17 protein-coding genes are annotated in these 20,543 nt (G+C 42.4%); 16 read left to right on the top strand and 1 reads right to left on the bottom strand.

Annotated features, from left to right (window positions below; translation table 11 throughout):
* Positions 1–192 precede the first annotated feature (192 nt).
* Positions 193–1,053, bottom strand: a complete 861-nt coding sequence (locus tag O3642_RS04035) for a transcriptional regulator (RefSeq protein ID WP_371605452.1) — start codon at positions 1,051–1,053, stop codon at positions 193–195.
* A 204-nt stretch (positions 1,054–1,257) separates the two neighbouring features.
* Here O3642_RS04035 and O3642_RS04030 point away from each other — a divergent pair, with 204 nt between their 5' ends.
* From O3642_RS04030 to O3642_RS03955, 16 genes are all read left to right on the top strand, one after another.
* Positions 1,258–1,797 carry a DUF177 domain-containing protein gene (locus tag O3642_RS04030; protein ID WP_371605451.1) on the top strand — a complete coding sequence of 180 codons (540 nt, stop codon included), beginning with the start codon at positions 1,258–1,260 and terminating at the stop codon, positions 1,795–1,797.
* Positions 1,798–1,922: 125 nt separating this feature from the next.
* Entirely contained in the window at positions 1,923–3,401 is a 1,479-nt protein-coding gene (locus tag O3642_RS04025) for a flotillin family protein (protein ID WP_003013389.1), read from the top strand.
* 169 nt (positions 3,402–3,570) lie between these two features.
* Positions 3,571–4,995 (top strand): NADP-dependent phosphogluconate dehydrogenase, encoded by a 1,425-nt coding sequence (gene gndA / locus O3642_RS04020; protein ID WP_003004949.1) that lies wholly within the window; start codon positions 3,571–3,573, stop codon positions 4,993–4,995.
* Positions 4,996–5,004: 9 nt separating this feature from the next.
* Positions 5,005–5,703 (top strand): response regulator transcription factor, encoded by a 699-nt coding sequence (locus O3642_RS04015; RefSeq protein WP_151378696.1) that lies wholly within the window; start codon positions 5,005–5,007, stop codon positions 5,701–5,703.
* A 241-nt stretch (positions 5,704–5,944) separates the two neighbouring features.
* The gene (locus O3642_RS04010; protein ID WP_371605450.1) at positions 5,945–8,140 is read left to right on the top strand and encodes a PTS transporter subunit IIBC; all 2,196 of its coding nucleotides are present in this window, start codon (positions 5,945–5,947) and stop codon (positions 8,138–8,140) included.
* A gap of 81 nt (positions 8,141–8,221) precedes the next feature.
* Entirely contained in the window at positions 8,222–9,034 is an 813-nt protein-coding gene (locus tag O3642_RS04005; RefSeq protein WP_371605449.1) for an endonuclease/exonuclease/phosphatase family protein, read from the top strand.
* Positions 9,035–9,198: 164 nt separating this feature from the next.
* Complete coding sequence (nrdR, locus tag O3642_RS04000; RefSeq protein ID WP_151378694.1) at positions 9,199–9,672, top strand: transcriptional regulator NrdR; 474 nt, start codon at positions 9,199–9,201, stop codon at positions 9,670–9,672.
* Positions 9,673–10,851, top strand: coding sequence for a DNA helicase (locus O3642_RS03995; protein ID WP_371605448.1), 1,179 nt, complete (start codon positions 9,673–9,675; stop codon positions 10,849–10,851).
* On the top strand, positions 10,852–11,751 hold the full coding sequence (dnaI, locus tag O3642_RS03990) for a primosomal protein DnaI (protein WP_003005027.1): 900 nt from the start codon (positions 10,852–10,854) through the stop codon (positions 11,749–11,751).
* Positions 11,748–12,461 (top strand): nitroreductase family protein, encoded by a 714-nt coding sequence (locus O3642_RS03985; protein WP_003013196.1) that lies wholly within the window; start codon positions 11,748–11,750, stop codon positions 12,459–12,461. Before dnaI ends, O3642_RS03985 begins: the two co-directional genes overlap by 4 nt.
* A 57-nt stretch (positions 12,462–12,518) precedes the next feature.
* Positions 12,519–13,829, top strand: coding sequence for a ribosome biogenesis GTPase Der (der, locus tag O3642_RS03980; protein ID WP_155126611.1), 1,311 nt, complete (start codon positions 12,519–12,521; stop codon positions 13,827–13,829).
* 530 nt (positions 13,830–14,359) lie between these two features.
* A complete protein-coding gene (locus O3642_RS03975) occupies positions 14,360–17,458 on the top strand; it encodes an SNF2-related protein (RefSeq protein ID WP_371605447.1) in 3,099 nt (1,032 codons plus the stop codon).
* 55 nt (positions 17,459–17,513) lie between these two features.
* Complete coding sequence (locus tag O3642_RS03970) at positions 17,514–18,164, top strand: hypothetical protein (RefSeq protein ID WP_003017389.1); 651 nt, start codon at positions 17,514–17,516, stop codon at positions 18,162–18,164.
* Between the two features lie 9 nt (positions 18,165–18,173).
* Complete coding sequence (gene murC, locus O3642_RS03965) at positions 18,174–19,508, top strand: UDP-N-acetylmuramate--L-alanine ligase (protein WP_024054775.1); 1,335 nt, start codon at positions 18,174–18,176, stop codon at positions 19,506–19,508.
* An 81-nt stretch (positions 19,509–19,589) separates the two neighbouring features.
* Complete coding sequence (locus tag O3642_RS03960) at positions 19,590–20,006, top strand: GNAT family N-acetyltransferase (protein WP_024054776.1); 417 nt, start codon at positions 19,590–19,592, stop codon at positions 20,004–20,006.
* 12 nt (positions 20,007–20,018) lie between these two features.
* Entirely contained in the window at positions 20,019–20,528 is a 510-nt protein-coding gene (locus O3642_RS03955) for a GNAT family N-acetyltransferase (protein WP_176745539.1), read from the top strand.
* Positions 20,529–20,543 lie beyond the last annotated feature (15 nt).

The following is a 20,543-nucleotide window of genomic DNA, read 5'->3' as shown; positions in this document are numbered from 1 at the left end:
GAAGTTTCTGATCTTTTAGGTAGACGCTGGTATGCTTAAGAAACAAATGAAGTAAGTATCTTTTTAGTTTGGTCATCATGGAAGGGACCTTCTTTCTTTGCTTGATGATCCTATTGTAGACCTCAAAAACAAGAAAAAATAAATGTTGCATATTTTCAACAAGAAAACTCACAGAATTGATCTGTGAGTTTTTCAGGATTTCTTGATGAGTTCTTGCATGCTTTGTTTGTAGTAGTTGGTGCTGTCCTTGCAATCAAGAATGGATAGGACCTGAATGGCCTGCTCCATCTTTTCAAGACCAATTTCTTTCTCTCCCTTTCGATAGAGAAATTCTCCTTTGGCGAAGAGATAAACCGTCCGAAGGTAGGCTTCGTTTTCAGAGTAAAAGTGGTCGTTAATTAGTTGGTCAAAATAAGATGCATCTTCAAATTCATTTGAACTAATGGCCAGAAAGAAACCATTGAGAAAAATAGAGTTAAGGGCAGGACGAGAAGAGTCTAGGAGAAGCTTAAAGTCCTCCCGTTGAACCAACTCCTCTGTGTATTGTCGATAGAGCTGACTAGAGAAAAGAGGAGAGGTTAGTGAAAATAGGCTTAACTCAAAATTTCCCCAGACCATGACAGAGAATAGGTAGTCATAGAGGAAATCTAGTTCCTCTTGGATAGCAGCCAACTCTACCTCAGGATATAAGCCAAGTATTTTGGCTTTGAGAATAATGCTGGCTAAGAAGTCTTCTTTTTTGTGATCTTTCTGGTAGGCTTGCTGGTAGCTTTGGTACAAGTCTTGGTCGTGTTCCAAGCTCATGTTTTCATAGTGCTCTTTCAACAATTTGGGGATAAAAGAGTGCTGATCGATCCCTGCTAGATGAGAGAACTCACTGAGACTTGTTTTGATCTGTTGAAGGGCCTGAAAAAACCGTTGCGTGGTTAGGTCATTTTCTCCTCTTTCAAATCGCGACAGCATAGAGCGCGAAAATTCTCCCCCTGTAGCCTCCTCTAAAGAGATGTGGCGACTTTCACGTATTTGTCGAAAAACAGCTCCGATTTCTTTCATGACTTCTCCTCTATCTAACATTGCTCAATGCCCTAGCAAGTTAACCTCTTTTGTCCAAGAGATGGTGGGACCTTGTGTACAACACCAATTAGCCTAGTCTCTGTATCTTTTTTCATGATTATAACAAATTTTTGAGGAGACTTCTTGGTTGAGGGGCAGCTTCATGATATACTAGTAGTATCTAGAAGATTTGAGGACAAAAAAATGAACCTATTTACACAAGAAATCCGTAAAAATCCTGAAGGACTAGCCTTTGATCAAGAGTTGGATTTGCTCAAAGAATTGCAAAAGCGTAATCCAGAAATTCTTGATTTAAAGAATGTGACAGCGACAGGACGAGTAGCCTATGATACAGGCCTCTATATCTTGGATTATCAGTTGAGCTACACCATCGTTTTGGCATCTAGCCGAAGTATGGAGCCTGTTGAGCTTCAAGAGAGATATCCTGTAACAGAGGTATTTGCGGAGGATGTACAGTCTGACGCAGATATCGAGGCCCTAGAGGAGGACTTGATCCTACCAATCGAAGGTGGGAAGATTGACCTGAGTGAGAGTGTAGCGGATAATATTCTGCTCAATATTCCTCTCAAGGTTCTCACTCCAGAAGAGGAGGCTGGACAAGGTTTTATCGAAGGCAATGATTGGAAAATCTTATCCGAAGAAGAATACCAAGCCGCTCAAGCGATCAAGAAAGAAGAAAACAGTCCTTTTGCAGGACTACAAGGTTTATTCGACAAAAAATAGCCTATGTGTTGATTTTATAACATTTAAACCAAGAATAGAGGTCTTTTCTTTGAGGAAAAGACTTCTTTTGATATACTAGGATTTATAAACAACAGAGGGGAGACCTCTAAAAAAGGAGAAAAAGTATGGATACTTTATTTATTCCAGGTTGGTTGATAACTAGCCTAATAGCTGCGGTTATTATTTTGATCTTGCTTGTTAAAGGCTATGTGAATGCAAAACCCAACGAAGTCGTGGTCATTACAGGTCTTCGGAAGCAACGCCACTTACGCGGGAAAGCTGGTTTTATGATTCCCTTTGTCGAACAACGCTCTTATCTTGATATTGAGCAATTCTCGACAGATGTTCGGACGTCAGAAGCAGTCCCAACATTGGACTTCATTAACGTCCGTGCCGATGCAGCTGTTAAATTAAAAATTGGTACAACCGATGAAATGATTGCCCGGGCTGCAGAAAACTTCTTGAACTGGAATACGACAGATATTTCCAACTCTGTCCAAGATGTCTTGGAAGGAAACCTGCGGGAAGTGATCGGTCAGATGGAACTACGTAAGATGGTCAATGACCGTCAAGAGTTTGCCTCAAAAGTGCAAGACAACGTAGCGCCAGACTTGGCCAAAATGGGTCTAGAAGTCATCGCCTTTACGGTTCAATCCTTCTCTGATGAAGGGGGAGTCATCGATAACCTCGGGATTGAAAATGTTGAAACCATTAAGAAAGATGCCTTGATTGCCAAAGCCAAAGCAGAACGCGAACGCAAGGAAGTCGAAGCAGAACAAGATAAATTGGCCAACGACAAACGTGTCGCAGCCGATCTTGAAATTGCGCAAAAACAAAACGAATTAAAACTCAAACAAGCAGCCCTCAAGCAAGAAGCAGATATTGCCCAAGCCAAGGCAGATGCTGCTAAAGGGATTGAGGCAGAAGTGCAACGTCGTGAACAAGAGCGCGTGGCAGCTGAAGCCAATATCATGAAACAAGAAAAAGAAGCGGAAGTCAAAGAGCGCGAAGTTAAGGTCCGTGAGCAAGAATTGGATGCCAACATCCGCAAACAAGCCGAAGCTGAAAAATATGCGCGTCAACAAGCTGCAGAAGCAGAATTGATCGAACGCCAACGCAAGGCAGAAGCAGAACTCTTCGAAACACAAAAAGAAGCCGAAGCTCGGAAAGCCCAAGCCGAAGCTGAGAAATTTGCTCAACTGCAAGAGGCTGAAGCTATCGAAGCCAAAGGTCGTGCAGAGGCAGAGGCGATTCGTTTGAAATTGGAAGCCGAAGCTAAAGGTTTGGACCAAAAGGCCGAAGCGATGAAGAAAATGCAAGAAGCAGCCATTACTGAAATGGTCGTTGATAAGTTGCCTGAAATTGCGCGTGCTGTCGCTGAACCATTAACCAAGGTGGATAAGATCACGATGTATGGCGAAGGCAATGCTTCTAAGATGGTGGGCGATATTATGCAAAGTATCGACCAAGTCTCTCAAGGAGCTGGATTTGATATTCGTCAATTGCTAGCAGGAGCTCTTGGGGTCAATATGACGGTCAACAAACTCAAAGAAGGAGAACAACCGGTCATTGAAGCGGAGGAGTTAGCTTCTAAAGAAGATTAATGCCATTCATCAAGAAGTGTCTGAGAACTGTTTCTCGGGCACTTTTGTTTTTAAGATCAAATGATTTGCATGATCTTCTCCCTCTTAGAGAAGGTGGGAAGCTATTTTCTGCTTTCTTTTGAGGAGGAAAAATGGTAGAATAAAGGCAAACTATAAAGAGGAGTGTCACATGACTAAAGCAAACTTTGGTGTTGTTGGTATGGCCGTAATGGGTCGTAACCTTGCCCTTAATATCGAATCTCGTGGCTACACAGTTGCCATTTATAACCGTAGTAAAGAAAAAACAGAAGATGTAATTGCTTGCCATCCTGATAAAAACTTTGTGCCAAGCTATGATATCGAAAGCTTCGTAAACTCAATCGAAAAACCACGTCGTATCATGCTCATGGTTCAAGCAGGACCTGGTACAGACGCAACTATCCAAGCCCTTCTTCCACACTTGGATAAAGGTGACATCTTGATCGACGGAGGAAACACTTTCTATAAAGATACCATCCGTCGTAACGAAGAGTTGGCGAACTCAGGGATTAACTTTATCGGTACAGGTGTATCTGGTGGTGAAAAAGGTGCCCTTGAAGGTCCTTCTATCATGCCTGGTGGACAAAAAGAAGCATATGACTTGGTAGCTGACGTTCTTGAAGAAATCTCTGCAAAAGCGCCTGAAGATGGAAAACCATGTGTGACATACATCGGTCCTGATGGAGCTGGTCACTACGTGAAAATGGTCCACAACGGGATCGAGTACGGTGATATGCAATTGATCGCAGAAAGCTATGATCTCATGCAACACTTGCTTGGACTTTCTGCAGAAGACATGGCTGAAATCTTCACTGAATGGAACAAGGGTGAATTGGACAGCTACTTGATCGAAATCACTGCGGATATCTTGAAACGTAAAGACGACGAAGGTCAAGATGGACCAATCGTAGACTACATCTTGGACGCTGCAGGAAACAAAGGAACTGGTAAATGGACTAGCCAATCAGCGCTTGACCTTGGTGTGCCATTGTCACTCATCACTGAGTCAGTATTTGCCCGTTACATCTCTGCCTACAAAGAAGAACGTGTACATGCTAGCAAGGTTCTTCCAAAACCAGCTGCATTCAAATTTGAAGGAGACAAGGCTGAGTTGATCGAAAAGATTCGTCAAGCCCTTTACTTCTCAAAAATCATCTCTTACGCACAAGGTTTTGCGCAATTGCGCGTTGCTTCTAAAGAAAACAACTGGAACTTGCCATTTGCGGACATCGCATCTATCTGGCGCGATGGATGTATCATCCGTTCTCGTTTCTTGCAAAAAATCACAGATGCTTACAACCGTGATGCAGATCTTGCTAACCTTCTATTGGATGAGTACTTCTTGGATGTCACTGCTAAGTACCAACAATCCGTTCGTGATATCGTAGCTCTTGCTGTTCAAGCTGGTGTACCAGTACCAACCTTCTCAGCAGCCATCACTTACTTTGATAGCTACCGTTCAGCTGATCTTCCAGCAAACTTGATCCAAGCACAACGTGACTACTTTGGTGCTCACACATACCAACGTAAAGACAAAGAAGGTACTTTCCACTATTCTTGGTATGACGAAAAATAATCTTGCTCTATGGTCAAACGAGTTCTACTAGTAGAAAATGAGAAGCAAATCGCTCGCTTCATTGATTTGGAACTTCAAAAAGAGGGGTATCAAGTTGATGTGGTCGAGGATGGAAAAGCGGGTCTGGCGTTGATTGCTGCGACTAAATATGATCTGATCTTGTTTAATTACGATCTGTCAGATATGTCTGGTGAAACATTCGCAGAGGAAATCAGTCGGATTCGCCCAGCTTCTGTTTTGATTGTTTTGGATAACCGCGAAAAAATTGCTGAGCACAAAGAGAGTATTCAGCGCTTTGCTGTTTCCTATATGGTCAAACCTTTTATTATCAGCGATTTGGTAGATAAGATCACAGCTATTTTTAGAGGACGTGATTATATTGATCAACATTGTAGCCAGATGAAAATTCCAACGTCATACCGCAATTTGCGCATTGATGTGGAACACCATACCGTCTATCGTGGAAAAGACATGATTAGTTTGACCCGCAGAGAGTATGATCTCCTAGCAACTCTGATGGGAAGCAAAGGAGTGGTGACACGAGATCAGTTGTTGGAAAGTGTCTGGAAGTATGAGAGTACAGGTGAGACTAATATCGTTGACGTTTATATCCGTTATCTCCGTGGGAAAATTGATCTACCCGGTCAAAAAAGCTATATTAAGACAGTTCGTGGGATTGGCTATGCCATGCAAGACGAGTTAGAATGAAACATTTGAATCCTTAAAGGATTCAAATGTTTTTTAGTTTTAAAGAAATCGTTTGCGTTGGGAATATGAGGATTTTTAAAAAACTAGAACGGAATATCGAGGAAAAGTTCAAAAAAAAGAAATTTTTTTAGAAAAATTCGATGAAAGGCTTTACATTTTTTAAAAATGTGGTATACTAGAAATAAATTAAGCGCAAACGTTTTCTTAAAAACAAAAGCCTTAAACAATATAAGGAGGTTGAATGATGAATAAAGGATCATTCAAAAGTTTATTTAGCTTTGAATTCTGGCAAAAGTTCGGTAAGGCCTTGATGGTCGTTATCGCTGTAATGCCAGCTGCTGGGTTGATGATTTCAATCGGGAAATCAATCCCTATGATCAACCCGAATTTATCTCCACTTGTTATTACAGGTGGGGTTCTCGAACAAATCGGTTGGGCGGTTATCGGTAACCTTCACATCCTGTTTGCACTCGCTATCGGTGGTAGCTGGGCCAAAGAGCGTGCTGGGGGTGCCTTTGCGGCTGGTCTCTCTTTCATCTTGATTAACCGTATTACAGGTGCAGTGTTTGGAGTGACATCTGCAATGTTGGCTGATAAGGATGCTACCGTTCACACGATCTTAGGTGGATCGATTAAAGTTGCGGACTACTTTATCAGTGTTCTTGAAGCACCAGCTCTGAATATGGGGGTATTTGTAGGGATTATCTCAGGTTTTGTTGGAGCAACAGCCTTCAATAAATACTACAACTACCGTAAACTCCCAGAAGCCCTTTCTTTCTTCAATGGGAAACGCTTTGTACCATTCGTTGTTATCGTCCGTTCAGCTCTTGCAGCCTTGGTTTTGGCAGCCTTGTGGCCAGTAGTTCAATCAGGAATTAATGGATTTGGTGTTTGGATCGCCAACTCACAATCCACTGCCCCAGTATTGGCACCATTCTTGTACGGTACCTTGGAACGTCTTCTCTTGCCGTTTGGTCTTCACCACATGTTGACCATTCCAATCAACTATACTCAATTGGGTGGTAGCTACCAAGTACTTACAGGTGCTGCCAAAGGAACAACAGTATTTGGACAAGATCCACTTTGGTTAGCTTGGGTAACAGACCTTGTTAACTTGAAGAAAGCAGATCCTAGTCAGTATCAACACTTGCTTCAAGCATACGTACCAGCTCGTTTCAAAGTTGGTCAAATGATCGGATCATTTGGTATCTTGATGGGGGTTGTGGTGGCTATCTACCGCAATGTGGACCCAGATAAAAAAGAAAAATACAAAGGGATGCTTGTTGCAACTGCTCTTGCAACCTTCTTGACAGGTGTTACAGAACCAATTGAATACATGTTCATGTTCATTGCAACACCATTGTACTTGATCTACGCCTTTGTTCAAGGTGCTGCCTTTGCAATGGCTGACGTGGTTCACCTTCGTGTTCACTCATTCGGTTCGATCGAATTCTTGACCCGTACCCCACTGGCCATCAACGCTGGTTTGGCACTAGATGTCTTTAACTTTGTATGGGTAACAGTTCTCTTTGCCTTAATCATGTACTTCATTGCCAACTTCATGATTAAGAAATTCAATTATGCGACTCCAGGACGTAATGGAAACTACGAACAAAATGATGATGCCTCTTCAGGAGATGGTGCAACAGCTGGAGCTGCTACAAGCTCAGCAAGCTCACAAGTTATCAACATTATCAACCTTCTTGGTGGACGTGCCAATATCGTAGATGTTGATGCATGTATGACTCGTCTTCGTGTAACCGTTAAGGATGCTGAAAAAGTCGGAACGGAAGAACAATGGAAAGCTGAAGGCGCAATGGGTCTTGTCATGAAAGGACAAGGAGTTCAAGCTATCTATGGACCAAAAGCTGACGTTTTGAAATCTGATATCCAAGACGTACTTGATTCAGGAGAAGTTATTCCTGAATCACTTCCTAGCCAAATGACAGCAGTTCAAAAGGCTGAGGCCTCATTTAAAGGTGTGACAGAGGAAGTGCACTCAGTTGCAGATGGTCAAGTGATCAATATTGAAGATGTGAAAGACCCAGTTTTCTCTCAAAAAATGATGGGAGACGGATTTGCAGTTGAGCCTGATAATGGACGCATTGTTTCACCAGTTGCTGGTAAAGTTACAAGCGTCTTCCCAACCAAACATGCCCTTGGTTTGGTAACAGATAATGGTTTGGAAGTCTTGGTTCATATTGGTTTAGATACAGTTAGTCTTGAAGGAAAACCATTTGAAGTTAAAGTTACTGAAGGTCAAACAGTGGCTGCTGGGGACCTCTTAGTAGAAGCAGACCTTGATGCAATTCGTGAAGCAGGGCGTGAAACATCAACCATTGTTGTTTTCACAAATGCAGATGCGATTAAATCAGTTAACGTCGAACATACTGGTAAATTGGCAGCAAATGCGCTAGTTGCAACAGTAGAATTATAAGAGACGACGGCAAAAAGAGGTTGGGGCAGTGTCCCCGACCTCTTGCCGTTTCTTGATTTAGAAAAAAGGAGAAATCAGGGGATGAAATTTTTAACATTAAATTCCCATAGCTGGATGGAAGAGAATGTCCAGCAAAAATTTGAAACCCTCAAGGAGCAAATTTTAGAGGCAAAATATGATGTGATCTGTTTCCAAGAGGTCAATCAAGAAATGTCCTCAGAAGCAGTCGAAACAGATGAGTTTTATCAAGCCTTGCCTTCTGCTGTAGCGATTCACAAGGATCATTTTGTTCGCGTATTGGTAGAAGAGTTGGCTGCTCAAGGACTTCACTATTATTGGACTTGGGCCTACAATCATATCGGCTATGATCACCTTAATGAGGGGGTGGCCATTCTTTCGCGTCAACCATTGAAGGCGGATGAGATTTTGGTATCCAATATGGATGATCCAACGGACTACCATACTCGTCGGGTGGCCGTTGCTCATACGAGTATCGATGGAAAAGAGATTGCTGTTGCTAGTGTCCATCTTTCTTGGTGGGACAAAGGTTTCCAATTTGAGTGGCCACGCATTGAGAAGTACTTCAGTCAAGTAGGTAAACCCTTTATTCTTGCTGGTGATTTCAACAATCCTGCTGGTCAAGAAGGGTATGAAACGATTCTATCCAGTCCACTAGAACTTCAAGATAGCTTTATCGAAGCCAAAGAAACAAAGGGGACTTATACAGTAGGTCCTGGAATCGATGGCTGGACGGACAATCAAGTTCCATTGCGGATCGATTACATCTTTGCAAGTCCAGAATGGGACATCCAGTGTCTACATGTCATTTTTGATGGTCAAAACAAACCCCATGTCAGTGATCACTATGGCTTAGAAGCTGAGTTGTCGCTTTAATATAAATGGAGAGTCGAAAGGAAAATGATTTTATTCAATCGTCCTTCGACTCTTTTTTATGTATCAAAGAGGAGCAGGCATAGGGGATTCTCCTGTTCTTCTGCTTTCTTTACGGTTCAATTTATGGTAAAATGAAGTGTTAAAACAGTTTAAGGAGATAGCAAATGCGTTGTCCAAAATGTGGTGGAAGTAAGTCTAGTGTGGTGGATAGTCGACAAGCTGAAGATGGGAATACCATCCGTCGTCGCAGGGAATGCGAAGAATGCCATTATCGCTTTACTACCTACGAACGTGTAGAAGAACGGACTCTAGTGGTTGTCAAAAAGGATGGAACACGCGAGCAATTTTCTCGTGATAAAATCTTTAATGGTATTATCCGATCGGCTCAAAAACGGCCGGTTTCTAGTGATGAAATCGAAGAAATTGTAAACCGAATTGAACAAAAGGTCCGCAGCCAAAGTGATAATGAAATCTACAGTGAGTATATTGGTTCGTTGGTTATGGATGAGTTAGCAGATCTGGATGAGATCACCTATGTTCGTTTTGCTAGTGTTTACCGGAGTTTCAAGGATGTCGGTGAATTAGAGACCCTCTTGAAGCAAATCACGAAGGGAACCAAGAAGAAAAAGGAAAAATAGATGAAGCCCAATACGCCTTTCGCATTTTTAAAAAATAATCTTCTTCCACCGGCAGGGGCTGCATTGGAGCAGTATTACCTGCCTATTTTGGAGACGGAAACAGTAACAGTTTATCGTTATCTGCTGGCCTCTTATGATCAGGGTGAAAAACAATATTTGCTTGCTCAAATCCTCAATCACTTGAATATAGGATTTCCACAGTTGCTTCTCGCCATTGATCGTTTAATTGCTATGGGGTTGATTGATCTCTATGAGGAAGAGGTTGGGATCACGATCCAGTTACATGCTCCTCTTACCTCAGAACAATTTTTTTCGAATGCTGTTTTTAAACGCTTGCTTGAAAAAAAGATTGGGGAAAAGGCCGTGGAGGATCTGCTCCCAGCACGCTCTTTAGGGACTAGACGGCAAGTTTCCTTCTCGCAAGTCTTTGGACTAGATGCTGGGGAGGCGACCGTTCTTCCAAGTAAGAAACAGCAGTTTGATATGGAGATGTTTAAGCGAATGATGGGGCGTGATGGACTTCGTTTTGCGGATGAAGGAGAAGCGACTCTATCTCTCTTTGCCATCGCAGAAGAGCAACAATGGACCTGGTATGAAACCTATCTTTTAGCCAAAGAAACAGCTGTAGACCGGATTGTCTCTCCAAAGAGAATGAAGCAAAAGTTGGCTCAGGCGAGCCAGGAGCAACCCCGCATGTCCTATAGCCGTCAGGAAGAAACCATTCTGAGAGAAGCTAAGGCAAAATCCAGCCTACAATTTCTAGCGGAGATTAAGAAGGCGCGCAATGCGACCATTACGCAGAGCGAACGCAAGACTTTATCTAAGTTAGCTGATCTAGGCTTACTAGATGAGGTGATCAATATCATCTTATTGTTGACCTTTAATAAGACCCAGTCTGCTAATCTCAATGAAAAGTATGCTTTGAAGGTAGGAAATGATTTTTCTTATCAAGGGGTCAACAGTGCAGAACTAGCGATTTTAAAAGTTCGAGAACGCCAGGAACAAGCTAAGGCTCAAGGAAACAAAGGGACGAGTCCTGCATCAGCCAAGGGCAAGCATAGCAATGTTCCCAAGTGGAGTCAACCAAACTATCAAAATCAAACCAGTCAAGCAGAAAAGGTGGATCTTGCTAAAGAGAAACAACGCCTGTTAGAAAAACTGAATCAAGGAGGTGAGTAGATGGAAAGTGTAGGTCAAACCATGTCTCACATGAACCGTGCGCGTCAATTTAACTATGAGGATTTGGTCGCACAGATCTTGGCAGACCAAGAAGTGGCTGCCTTTATCAAGGACCAGTCTTTGTCTGAACAAGAAATTCGACGTAGTATTTCAAAATTTAATCAATACATTAGTGAACGCAACCGTTTCTTATTGGGAGATCCGGATTATATTGCCAAAGGTTATAAGCCCATCCTCACCATGAATGAAGGCTATGCGGATGTCGCTTATGAGGAAACGCCAGAGTTAGTCGAAGCCCAAAAACGAGCTGCGATCAACCAACGTCTCAACTTGATCAATCTCCCTTCAACCTTGAAAGAAGCGAGTCTAGCTAAGGTAGAGCTCGATGATAAGGGACGATTTGTGGCCTTTGAGGAATTAGCTAATTTTGTGGCCAACTATCCTGAATATCAAAAGGGGATCTACCTCTATGGTGATTTTGGAGTAGGAAAGAGCTACATGATGGCAGCTTTGGCTCATGATCTATCAGAAAAACGCCAGGCCTCTACCACCTTACTACATTTCCCAAGTTTTGCTATCGATGTCAAAAATGCCATCAGTTCAGGCTTGGTCAAAGAAACCGTCGATCAGGTGAAAAAAGCCGAAATTTTAATTCTCGATGATATCGGTGCGGAACAGATGTCAGCCTGGGTACGAGATGAAATCTTACAGGTGATTTTGCAGCACCGGATGCAGGAAAATCTCCCAACCTTCTTTACTTCTAACTTTAATTTTGAAGAATTGGAACGTCATTTTGCGGCTTCGCGCAATGGAGATGAAACCTGGCAGGCCAAACGTGTCATGGAGCGCGTGAAATTTTTAGCCAAGGAAATCCATTTGGAAGGAGTCAATCGCCGATGAATGAAACCATCCGTTTAATGAAATCTCATTTTTCTGTTCGCCGTTTTAAGGAAGAAACCATCAAAGAAGCTGACCTCAAGGAAATTTTATCAGCTGGGCAGATGGCATCAAGTTGGAAAAACTTTCAGTCTTATTCTGTGATTGTGGTCAAAAGCAAAGAAAAGAAAGAAGCTCTCTACGATTTGCTTCCTCAAGAAGCGATTCGCCAATCAGATGTCTTTCTCCTCTTTGTTGGAGATTTAAACCGCGCTGAAAAAGCTGTCAAACTTCATGAGCAGGATTTCCATCCTGAAGGGGTGGACAACTTACTGATCACCTCAGTGGATGCGGCTCTAGCGGCTCAAAATACGCTATTGGCAGCTGAAAGTCTCGGCTATGGTGGAGTGATTATCGGCATGTTGCGCTACTGTTCAGAGGAAGTCGCAGAACTCTTCCGTCTGCCAGATTATACCTACCCTGTTTTTGGGATTGCTCTCGGAGTACCCAACCAGCAACATGCAGTGAAACCACGTTTACCATTGGAGCAGGTTGCTTTTGAAGAAGAATACCAAGAACAAGACCTATCAGTTGTGACTGCCTATGACAAGGTTCAGGCAGATTATGCTGGAGCGCGTGCAACAGATAGCTGGAGCGAGCGCCTTGCAGCTCAATTTGGTCAACCTGAACAAGAAGAGACCAAAAAACTACTAGAAAAACACAAACTATTATGAAATGAAGAGAGGCGTTCTTGAACCGAAGTCATGCCTTTCATTAGAAAAGAGGAAATCATGGCCCTACCAACTATTGCGATTGTAGGCCGTCCCAATGTCGGAAAATCTACACTCTTTAACCGGATTGCCGGTGAGCGGATTTCCATCGTTGAGGATGTAGAAGGAGTCACTCGTGACCGCATTTATGCAACAGCTGAGTGGTTGAATCGAAAATTTAGTATCATTGATACAGGGGGAATTGATGACGTAGATGCCCCATTTATGGAGCAAATCAAGCATCAGGCAGAAATTGCCATGGACGAAGCAGATGTGATCGTCTTTGTCGTTTCTGGGAAAGAAGGGATCACGGACGCGGATGAATATGTCACTCGTATCTTGTATAAGACCCATAAACCGGTCATTCTTGCAGTCAACAAGGTGGATAATCCAGAGATGCGCAATGATATCTATGATTTTTATGCCTTGGGACTGGGTGAGCCACTACCGGTATCCTCTGTCCACGGGATCGGAACTGGGGATGTGCTTGATGCCATCATTGAAAATCTCCCGAATGAAACAGAAGAAGAAAATCCAGATATCATTAAATTTAGCTTGATTGGTCGTCCAAATGTTGGAAAATCAAGCTTGATCAATGCGATCCTTGGAGAAGACCGAGTTATCGCAAGCCCTGTTGCTGGAACTACACGGGATGCCATCGATACCCATTTTACCGATGCAGATGGTCAAGAATTTACCATGATCGATACAGCTGGTATGCGTAAATCTGGTAAAATCTATGAAAACACTGAGAAATATTCTGTCATGCGTGCCATGCGTGCCATCGACCGTTCAGATGTGGTTTTGATGGTTATTAATGCCGAAGAAGGGATTCGGGAATATGACAAGCGGATCGCTGGCTTTGCTCATGAAGCTGGTAAAGGTATGATCATTGTTGTCAACAAATGGGATACCATTGAAAAAGACAACCATACCATGAAGCAGTGGGAAGATGACATTCGCGATCAATTCCAATACCTTTCTTATGCGCCGATTGTCTTTGTCTCTGCCTTAACTAAACAACGCTTGCACAAGTTGCCAGAGATGATCAAACAGATCAGTGAGAGTCAAAATACGCGGATTCCTTCAGCTGTCTTGAACGATGTGATTATGGATGCCATTGCCATTAATCCAACACCGACAGATAAAGGAAAACGTCTCAAGATCTTCTATGCGACACAAGTAGCAACCAAGCCGCCAACTTTTGTGATCTTTGTTAATGAAGAAGAACTGATGCACTTCTCTTACCTTCGTTTCTTGGAGAACCAAATTCGCAAGGCCTTTGTTTTTGAAGGAACCCCGATCCATTTGATTGCGCGAAAACGGAAGTAGGGAATACGAGACAAATGGATCAAAGTCGGGAAGGATATTTCAAATGATAAAATGCTCGTTCTTCCAACTATGAAAACAACTAAAAGTAGCGCATAAGCGTTACTTTTTTTAAGGATGAGTAGAGTAAACTCATGAACATCATGAGAGCTTTAGGTCTGTGTACTTATTATTTAAGATCTATCTGTATCTCTTGTTTATCGGTTCGATCGTAAACTTGGAGCTCTTGATCCTATTACTGGGGATTTTATTAAAAAATAAGGTCGTGTTTTTTGTGTTTTTCTGTGAGCTATCGGAATCTTTCTCCTCTCTATTTAGCTATTCTATCTATTGTTCGCTCAAACAGTCAAAAGAGAAGAAGCGTGGATAGCTGTTTGTGATGACTAAGTTACGAAATCATATAAAAAACTGGGACAATGCTGTCTCAGTTTTTCTATTTTAAAATGGGCTAAAAACCTTTCAAGATGATGACTATCTTTTCTAATTTTATCTTAAATATGGTATAATAAAGGGATTAATCTAAGGTGGTAAACATGGCAAAATTAATTCCTGGGAAGGTTCGTTCACAAGGGAGCCTTCTCTATGAAGCTGGGAAGGTTTCCCTTCAGGAAGTAAAAGAAAAATACCTATATTTTCGGGTGGAAGAAGAAAGCTTGCGGTACAGTTTGGACGACGATGCTGTTTTTTGTAGCTGTGCTTTCTTTCAAAAGAAAAAATTCTGTACGCATCTGGCAGCTGTGGAAGCTTTTTTGAAGAATGATGACAGTGGGAAAGCAGCTCTTGCAAGTCTTGAAGAAGACGCCACGGCGACTGAAGAAACGCAGGAGAAGGTCTCTTTTGGAAGTTTGTTTTTAGACCAGGTTCTTCCAAAAATCGAAAAGAAAGCAACACGTTATGTCTTATCAGCAGTCGGGCAGGAGGATGAATACTCTGGTCAATTCTTGTGGACCCTTCGCATTCGTCGCTTGCCAGACGAGCGTTCTTATGTGATCAGAGATGTGCTAGCTTTTTTGCAGACCCTTCAAAAAGAAGGCCACTTTGCAATTGGCAAAAGTTACTATGAACCCATTTCTTATTTAGAATTTGATGGGCCTAGTCAGGATGTGATCAATTTCCTACAAGGCTTGGTCACAGATAGTGGCTCGAAAGAGCAAGATTTCTTTCCCAATGCTGGGCGCCATCTTTATTTTCCACCGACTCTCTTTGAAGAAGCTGTAGAATTACTGATGAATTTGGATTCTTTCCTCTTGCAATACAGCTTGTATGATTTTTCTGAAGTCTATTTTCAGGATGTCCATGGGGAGGAAGATCTCTTTCATTTTCAGGTGGAAGACCATGGTGATTTTTACGAATTGATCATTACGGAGCCACAAGTGAAGGTTGTCGAGTCGGCTGTTTACCTGTTTCGAAATGGTGTCTTCTATCACCTGACGCCCCAACAGCGAACCCTATGGAAGGCCATCCAAGATCTTCCAATGGATCAGGATCGCAAAAAACGCCTGCATTTTGATCCAACGGATCAGACCAAACTTTCCTATAGTCTAAAAGAGTTCAAAAAACTGGGACAAATAACAGCCCCGACCAGCTTTTTAATCCACGATTTCACTCCGGAATTTCATTTTGATCTAGCACAGGATCAGACTGTATTACTGGATGTTGTCTTTCAATACCAGGATCGTGTGGTGACCACGCGTGAGGAACTTCTCAATCTTCCTTATTCTAGTGATTTCGATAAGGAGCAAGAAGTCTTTTCAACCATGCTAGCAGCAGGTTTTACGGATGATTTTTCTTCCCAAAGAAGTCCTTTATCAAGTGAGCAAATCTATCCATTCTTTCACCAACAGATCCCGACTTTTGAAGCCTTAGGAGAGGTTACCCTCTCTGATAGCCTTTTAGATCTTTATCAAGTGGAGCGTCCAAAAATTGATGTTAAAACCAATGGCAGTCTACTGGAGATCGGTTTTGACTTTGAAAGTGTGGATCCAGCCGAAGTGGACCAGGTCCTCAAAGCTCTAGTAGGGCAAAAAGACTATTTTGTCAGCCATACAGGGAAAGTTCTTGTCTTTGATGAAGAAACCAAGAAGATCAGTCGAGCCTTAGCAGATCTGCGGGCGAAAATGAGCAAGGGTGGGAAACTACAAGCCCGCCGGATTGCCGCTTATCAGCTATCTGATTTGTTGGTAGATCAAGACAATGTTCATTTTTCAGAAGACTTTCGAAATTTAGCTCATGATTTGACTCATCCAGAAGACTTCCAACTCCCTCAGATGACAATCCAAGCGACCCTAAGGGATTACCAAGAAACAGGGGTTAAATGGTTCTCCATGTTAAATCATTATGGTTTTGGTGGTATTTTAGCGGATGATATGGGGCTTGGGAAAACCCTGCAGACTATTTCCTTCTTGACCAGTGTCGCAAAAAAAGAAACTAAAATCTTGATTCTAGCTCCATCTAGTCTCATCTACAATTGGAAACAAGAATTTTCAAAATTCGCTCCTCAGATGGAAGTGGCAGTCGTCTATGGTCTCAAGCAGCACCGAGATGAACTCATCGCAACCAATCCACAGGTAGTTATCACTAGTTACGCGTCTTTTCGTCAAGATGTGGAGGAATACCAGAAGAATCAGTATGAGTACTTGATTCTAGATGAAGCCCAGGTCATGAAAAATGCCCAAACCAAGATTGCCCAACACTTACGTGGCTTTGAGGTTCCGCATGTGTTTGCCCTATCTGGGACACCGATTGAAAATCATGTGGGTGAACTCTGGTCCATTTTCCAAATTGTCCTTCCAGGGCTCTTCCCAGCTAAAAGAGAATTTCAAAAATTGAGTCCTGAGACCATTGCACGATTTGTCAAACCTTTTGTCATGAGACGGAAAAAAGATGAAGTGCTCCAAGAATTACCGGACTTGATTGAAACAACCTACCACAATGAGTTGGATGAAAGCCAAAAAACGATCTATTTGGCTCAATTAAAACAAATTCAAGATCGGGTTCGAAGCTCTAGCGAGGAAGAACTAAATCGGAGTAAGGTGGAAATTCTCTCGGGTCTCATGCGCCTTCGCCAAATCTGTGATACCCCCGCCCTCTTTATGGAAGACTATCAGGGAGATAGTGGGAAATTGGAGAGCCTTCGAGATCTTTTGGGTCAAATCAAGGATGGCGAACACCGGGTTTTGATCTTCTCTCAATTTAGAGGCATGCTGGATATCCTAGAGCAGGAGATTGACCAGCTTGGCATGACCTCCTTTAAAATCACAGGTTCTACTCCCGCTAAAGATCGACAAGAAATGACCAATGCTTTTAATGCAGGTGAGCGCCATGCTTTTCTCATTTCTCTGAAGGCTGGAGGGGTTGGATTGAACCTCACTGGTGCCGATACGGTCATCTTAGTCGATTTGTGGTGGAATCCTGCAGTGGAAGACCAGGCTATTGGACGTGCCCATCGAATGGGACAGGAACAAAATGTTGAAGTTTACCGCATGATTACTCGTGGTACGATCGAAGAAAAAATCCAAGAACTACAAGCTTCCAAAAGACACTTGGTCTCAACGATTTTAGACGGAACGGAAACACGATCTAGTTTATCGGTTGAGGAAATTCGTGAGATTCTTGGAATTCAGTCAGAATAGCTTGAAAAATTCTGTGAATAGTTTATAATTAATGGAGTGTCGAAAGGAAGAAAGCATGACAGAAAAATATTTTCCTCAAGTAGGGGATAATGAGTTGATGTTAACAGAGATGCCCCACATGAACCTGTACGATGAAACAGACTTGATTAGTAACATTACAGGCGACTATGTGGATAAAAATTATTTGGAATGGCAACCGATTGCTGAAAATACCAAACCTAAGCATCCTTACCACCAACCATTAGAAGAGCCCCTACCGAAAAGACGGCCAGTAAGAAAACCTGATTTTAAAGAGCCGATTGATAAAAAAAGCCCAGCCAATCGTTATGCAGAGGAAGCGAGAGAGCGCGCTCGTGAAGATCTGAAAAAGAAACGCACAGCTCCCTATCTGACAACGGATCCAGCAGCTACTACAAGTAAACGGAAAAAACCATTTATTTCTGAACGAAAACCTGGTCAGCCAACGGCTCCCTTCCAAAAGGAAAATCCGGGTGAATTATTGAAATATAGCAAACGATTACGACAAGATCAGTTGATCCTTGCAGAGTTCGAATCTGCAGGAGAACCAGAAGTGGCAGAACCGACTGAAAAGAAAAACAATTATGATTTCTTAAAGACTAGCCAAATATACAATAAAGATCAGCACAAGTTGAAACCACAGCCAATCAAACAAGAATTGGATTTAACCCATCTAGATCAAGAATAAGGAGAAAACATGTCTAATACATACCATTTTATTGGAATTAAAGGAGCAGGGATGAGTGCTTTAGCCCTCATGCTTCACCAAATGGGACATACGGTTCAAGGGTCAGATGTTGAGAAGTATTACTTTACGCAACGTGGCTTGGAACAAGTAGGAATTCAAATTTATCCATTTGATGTGAAAAATTTGGAAGGCGACAAGATCCTCATTGCCGGGAATGCTTTCCGTCCAGATAACAATGTGGAAATTGCTTATGCAGATGAGCATGGCCTAACTTATAAACGCTACCATGAATTCCTTGGTGAATTTATGCGTGACTTCGTCAGCATGGGGGTTGCCGGAGCACACGGAAAAACCTCGACAACAGGGATGCTTTCTCACGTCTTATCAAATATCACTGACACCAGTTATTTGATTGGTGACGGGACAGGTCGTGGCTCTGCAGCAGCCAAATACTTTGTCTTTGAATCAGATGAGTATGAACGCCACTTTATGCCTTACCATCCTGAATACAGCATCATCACCAATATTGACTTCGACCATCCAGACTATTTCACGAGCTTGGAAGATGTCTTTAATGCTTTTAACGATTATGCCAAACAAATCAGTAAGGGCCTCTTCATCTACGGAGAAGACAAAGAATTGCGTCGGATTACCTCATCAGCACCAATTTATTACTATGGTTTTGATAAGGAGACGAACGATTTTGTGGCAAGCAACTTGCTTCGCTCAACGACAGGTTCAACCTTCAACGTTCATTTCCGTGGAGAAGATTTGGGGCAATTCCATATCCCAACATTTGGTCGTCACAACATCATGAATGCTACAGCAGTCATTGGTTTGCTTTACATTGCAGGATTTGATTTAGATTTAGTCCGCGAGCATTTGAAGACCTTTGCTGGAGTGAAACGTCGCTTTACTGAAAAAGTAGTCAATGGAACAGTGATCATCGATGACTTTGCGCACCATCCAACGGAAATTATTGCAACCTTGGATGCGGCCCGTCAAAAATACCCAAGTAAAGAGATTGTGGCCATTTTCCAACCACATACCTTTACACGGACCATTGCCTTGTTAGATGAATTTGCAGAAGCCTTGAATCAAGCAGATGCTGTTTACTTGGCACAGATCTATGGCTCTGCGCGTGAAGTCGATCACGGCGATGTGAAAGTTGAAGATTTGGAAGCAAAAATTGTCAAACGCTCAGCGATTATTACAGCTGAGAATGTTTCTCCTCTTCTTGACCATGATAATGCAGTCTATGTCTTTATGGGAGCAGGAGATATTCAAACCTATGAATACTCATTTGAGCGTTTATTATCTAGTTTGACACATAGTGTACAATAAGAGATGATTGAGTCTGGAATCTTTTGGTTCCAGACTCAAATTTATCTGTCCACTGAAGGAGTATGAGATGAGGAAAGCAGGATGATGATTCGATCAATCACCCCAGCTGATCAAGAACAGCTGCTGTTACTAGAAGAAGAACTTCATGGCAATGAAGGAAAGGAGCACAGGGCCACTCTTGAGGAAGCGCTAGGTTCGAAGGAAGCCATTTCTTTGCTTGCAGAGCAGGCGGGGGATGCTGTGGCTTACTTGTTGGCGACAGAAGACCAGCCTTTAAAAAGAGACCTAATTGTATTGCGACTAGCAGTGAGACCAGCCTTTCAAGGTCAAGGCTATGGTTCTATTTTAATCGCTGCTTTAAAGGATCTAGCTGTTCAAAAGGAAAAGGAAGCCATTTGGATCGATTGCCCAGAAGACTTACTATCTTATTTTTCCCAGCAAGGATTTCGAGATGAAGCTGAGTCTGATCGAGGTGTCCATATGGTTTGGGAACGATAGAAGGAGTAAATGATGAAAGAAAAGATTCACATTAGACAGGCAGAGCTGCAGGATTTGGATGCCATCGAGCGCATTGAGCTTGAGAATTTCTCAGAAGAAGAAGCGATTGCGCGTGAGATTTTAAAAGATCACATCGAAAAGATTCAAACGACATTTCTTGTAGCAGAGTGCCAGGGTCAGATTTTAGGCTATTTAGAAGGACCTGTTAGACCGGAGCGCTATTTGATCGATTCCTCTTTTTCAGAGGTTGAAGATCTAAGTCAGTTAGAACAGGGCTTTATTTCCATTACGAGTCTATCCATTGCTAAAGAAGCTCAAGGACTTGGAGTGGGAACCCTTTTGCTTGAAGCGATGAAAGAGATTGCGTTGAAAGATAATCGCCAAGGGATCAATTTGACCTGTCATGATTATTTGATTCCTTATTATGAAAAGCAAGGATTTACCAATGAAGGCCGGTCAGAATCCCAATATGCGGGTGAAGTTTGGTACAATCTGGTCTGGGAAAATGAAAAACTTGATTAAATAGGTATTTTAAAG

Source organism: Streptococcus sp. 27098_8_66, assembly GCF_041431945.1.
GTDB lineage: Bacteria > Bacillota > Bacilli > Lactobacillales > Streptococcaceae > Streptococcus > Streptococcus dentalis.
The sequence above is the reverse complement of the archived record's forward strand: the minus strand, read 5'-3'. Positions and strand labels throughout refer to the sequence as shown.

Coding starts and splice junctions, on each gene's coding strand:
- O3642_RS04035 (WP_371605452.1), bottom strand. CDS start 1,053: ATGAAAGAAATCGGAGCTGTTTTTCGACAAATACGTGAAAGTCGCCAC.
- O3642_RS04030 (WP_371605451.1), top strand. CDS start 1,258: ATGAACCTATTTACACAAGAAATCCGTAAAAATCCTGAAGGACTAGCC.
- O3642_RS04025 (WP_003013389.1), top strand. CDS start 1,923: ATGGATACTTTATTTATTCCAGGTTGGTTGATAACTAGCCTAATAGCT.
- gndA (WP_003004949.1), top strand. CDS start 3,571: ATGACTAAAGCAAACTTTGGTGTTGTTGGTATGGCCGTAATGGGTCGT.
- O3642_RS04015 (WP_151378696.1), top strand. CDS start 5,005: ATGGTCAAACGAGTTCTACTAGTAGAAAATGAGAAGCAAATCGCTCGC.
- O3642_RS04010 (WP_371605450.1), top strand. CDS start 5,945: ATGATGAATAAAGGATCATTCAAAAGTTTATTTAGCTTTGAATTCTGG.
- O3642_RS04005 (WP_371605449.1), top strand. CDS start 8,222: ATGAAATTTTTAACATTAAATTCCCATAGCTGGATGGAAGAGAATGTC.
- nrdR (WP_151378694.1), top strand. CDS start 9,199: ATGCGTTGTCCAAAATGTGGTGGAAGTAAGTCTAGTGTGGTGGATAGT.
- O3642_RS03995 (WP_371605448.1), top strand. CDS start 9,673: ATGAAGCCCAATACGCCTTTCGCATTTTTAAAAAATAATCTTCTTCCA.
- dnaI (WP_003005027.1), top strand. CDS start 10,852: ATGGAAAGTGTAGGTCAAACCATGTCTCACATGAACCGTGCGCGTCAA.
- O3642_RS03985 (WP_003013196.1), top strand. CDS start 11,748: ATGAATGAAACCATCCGTTTAATGAAATCTCATTTTTCTGTTCGCCGT.
- der (WP_155126611.1), top strand. CDS start 12,519: ATGGCCCTACCAACTATTGCGATTGTAGGCCGTCCCAATGTCGGAAAA.
- O3642_RS03975 (WP_371605447.1), top strand. CDS start 14,360: ATGGCAAAATTAATTCCTGGGAAGGTTCGTTCACAAGGGAGCCTTCTC.
- O3642_RS03970 (WP_003017389.1), top strand. CDS start 17,514: ATGACAGAAAAATATTTTCCTCAAGTAGGGGATAATGAGTTGATGTTA.
- murC (WP_024054775.1), top strand. CDS start 18,174: ATGTCTAATACATACCATTTTATTGGAATTAAAGGAGCAGGGATGAGT.
- O3642_RS03960 (WP_024054776.1), top strand. CDS start 19,590: ATGATGATTCGATCAATCACCCCAGCTGATCAAGAACAGCTGCTGTTA.
- O3642_RS03955 (WP_176745539.1), top strand. CDS start 20,019: ATGAAAGAAAAGATTCACATTAGACAGGCAGAGCTGCAGGATTTGGAT.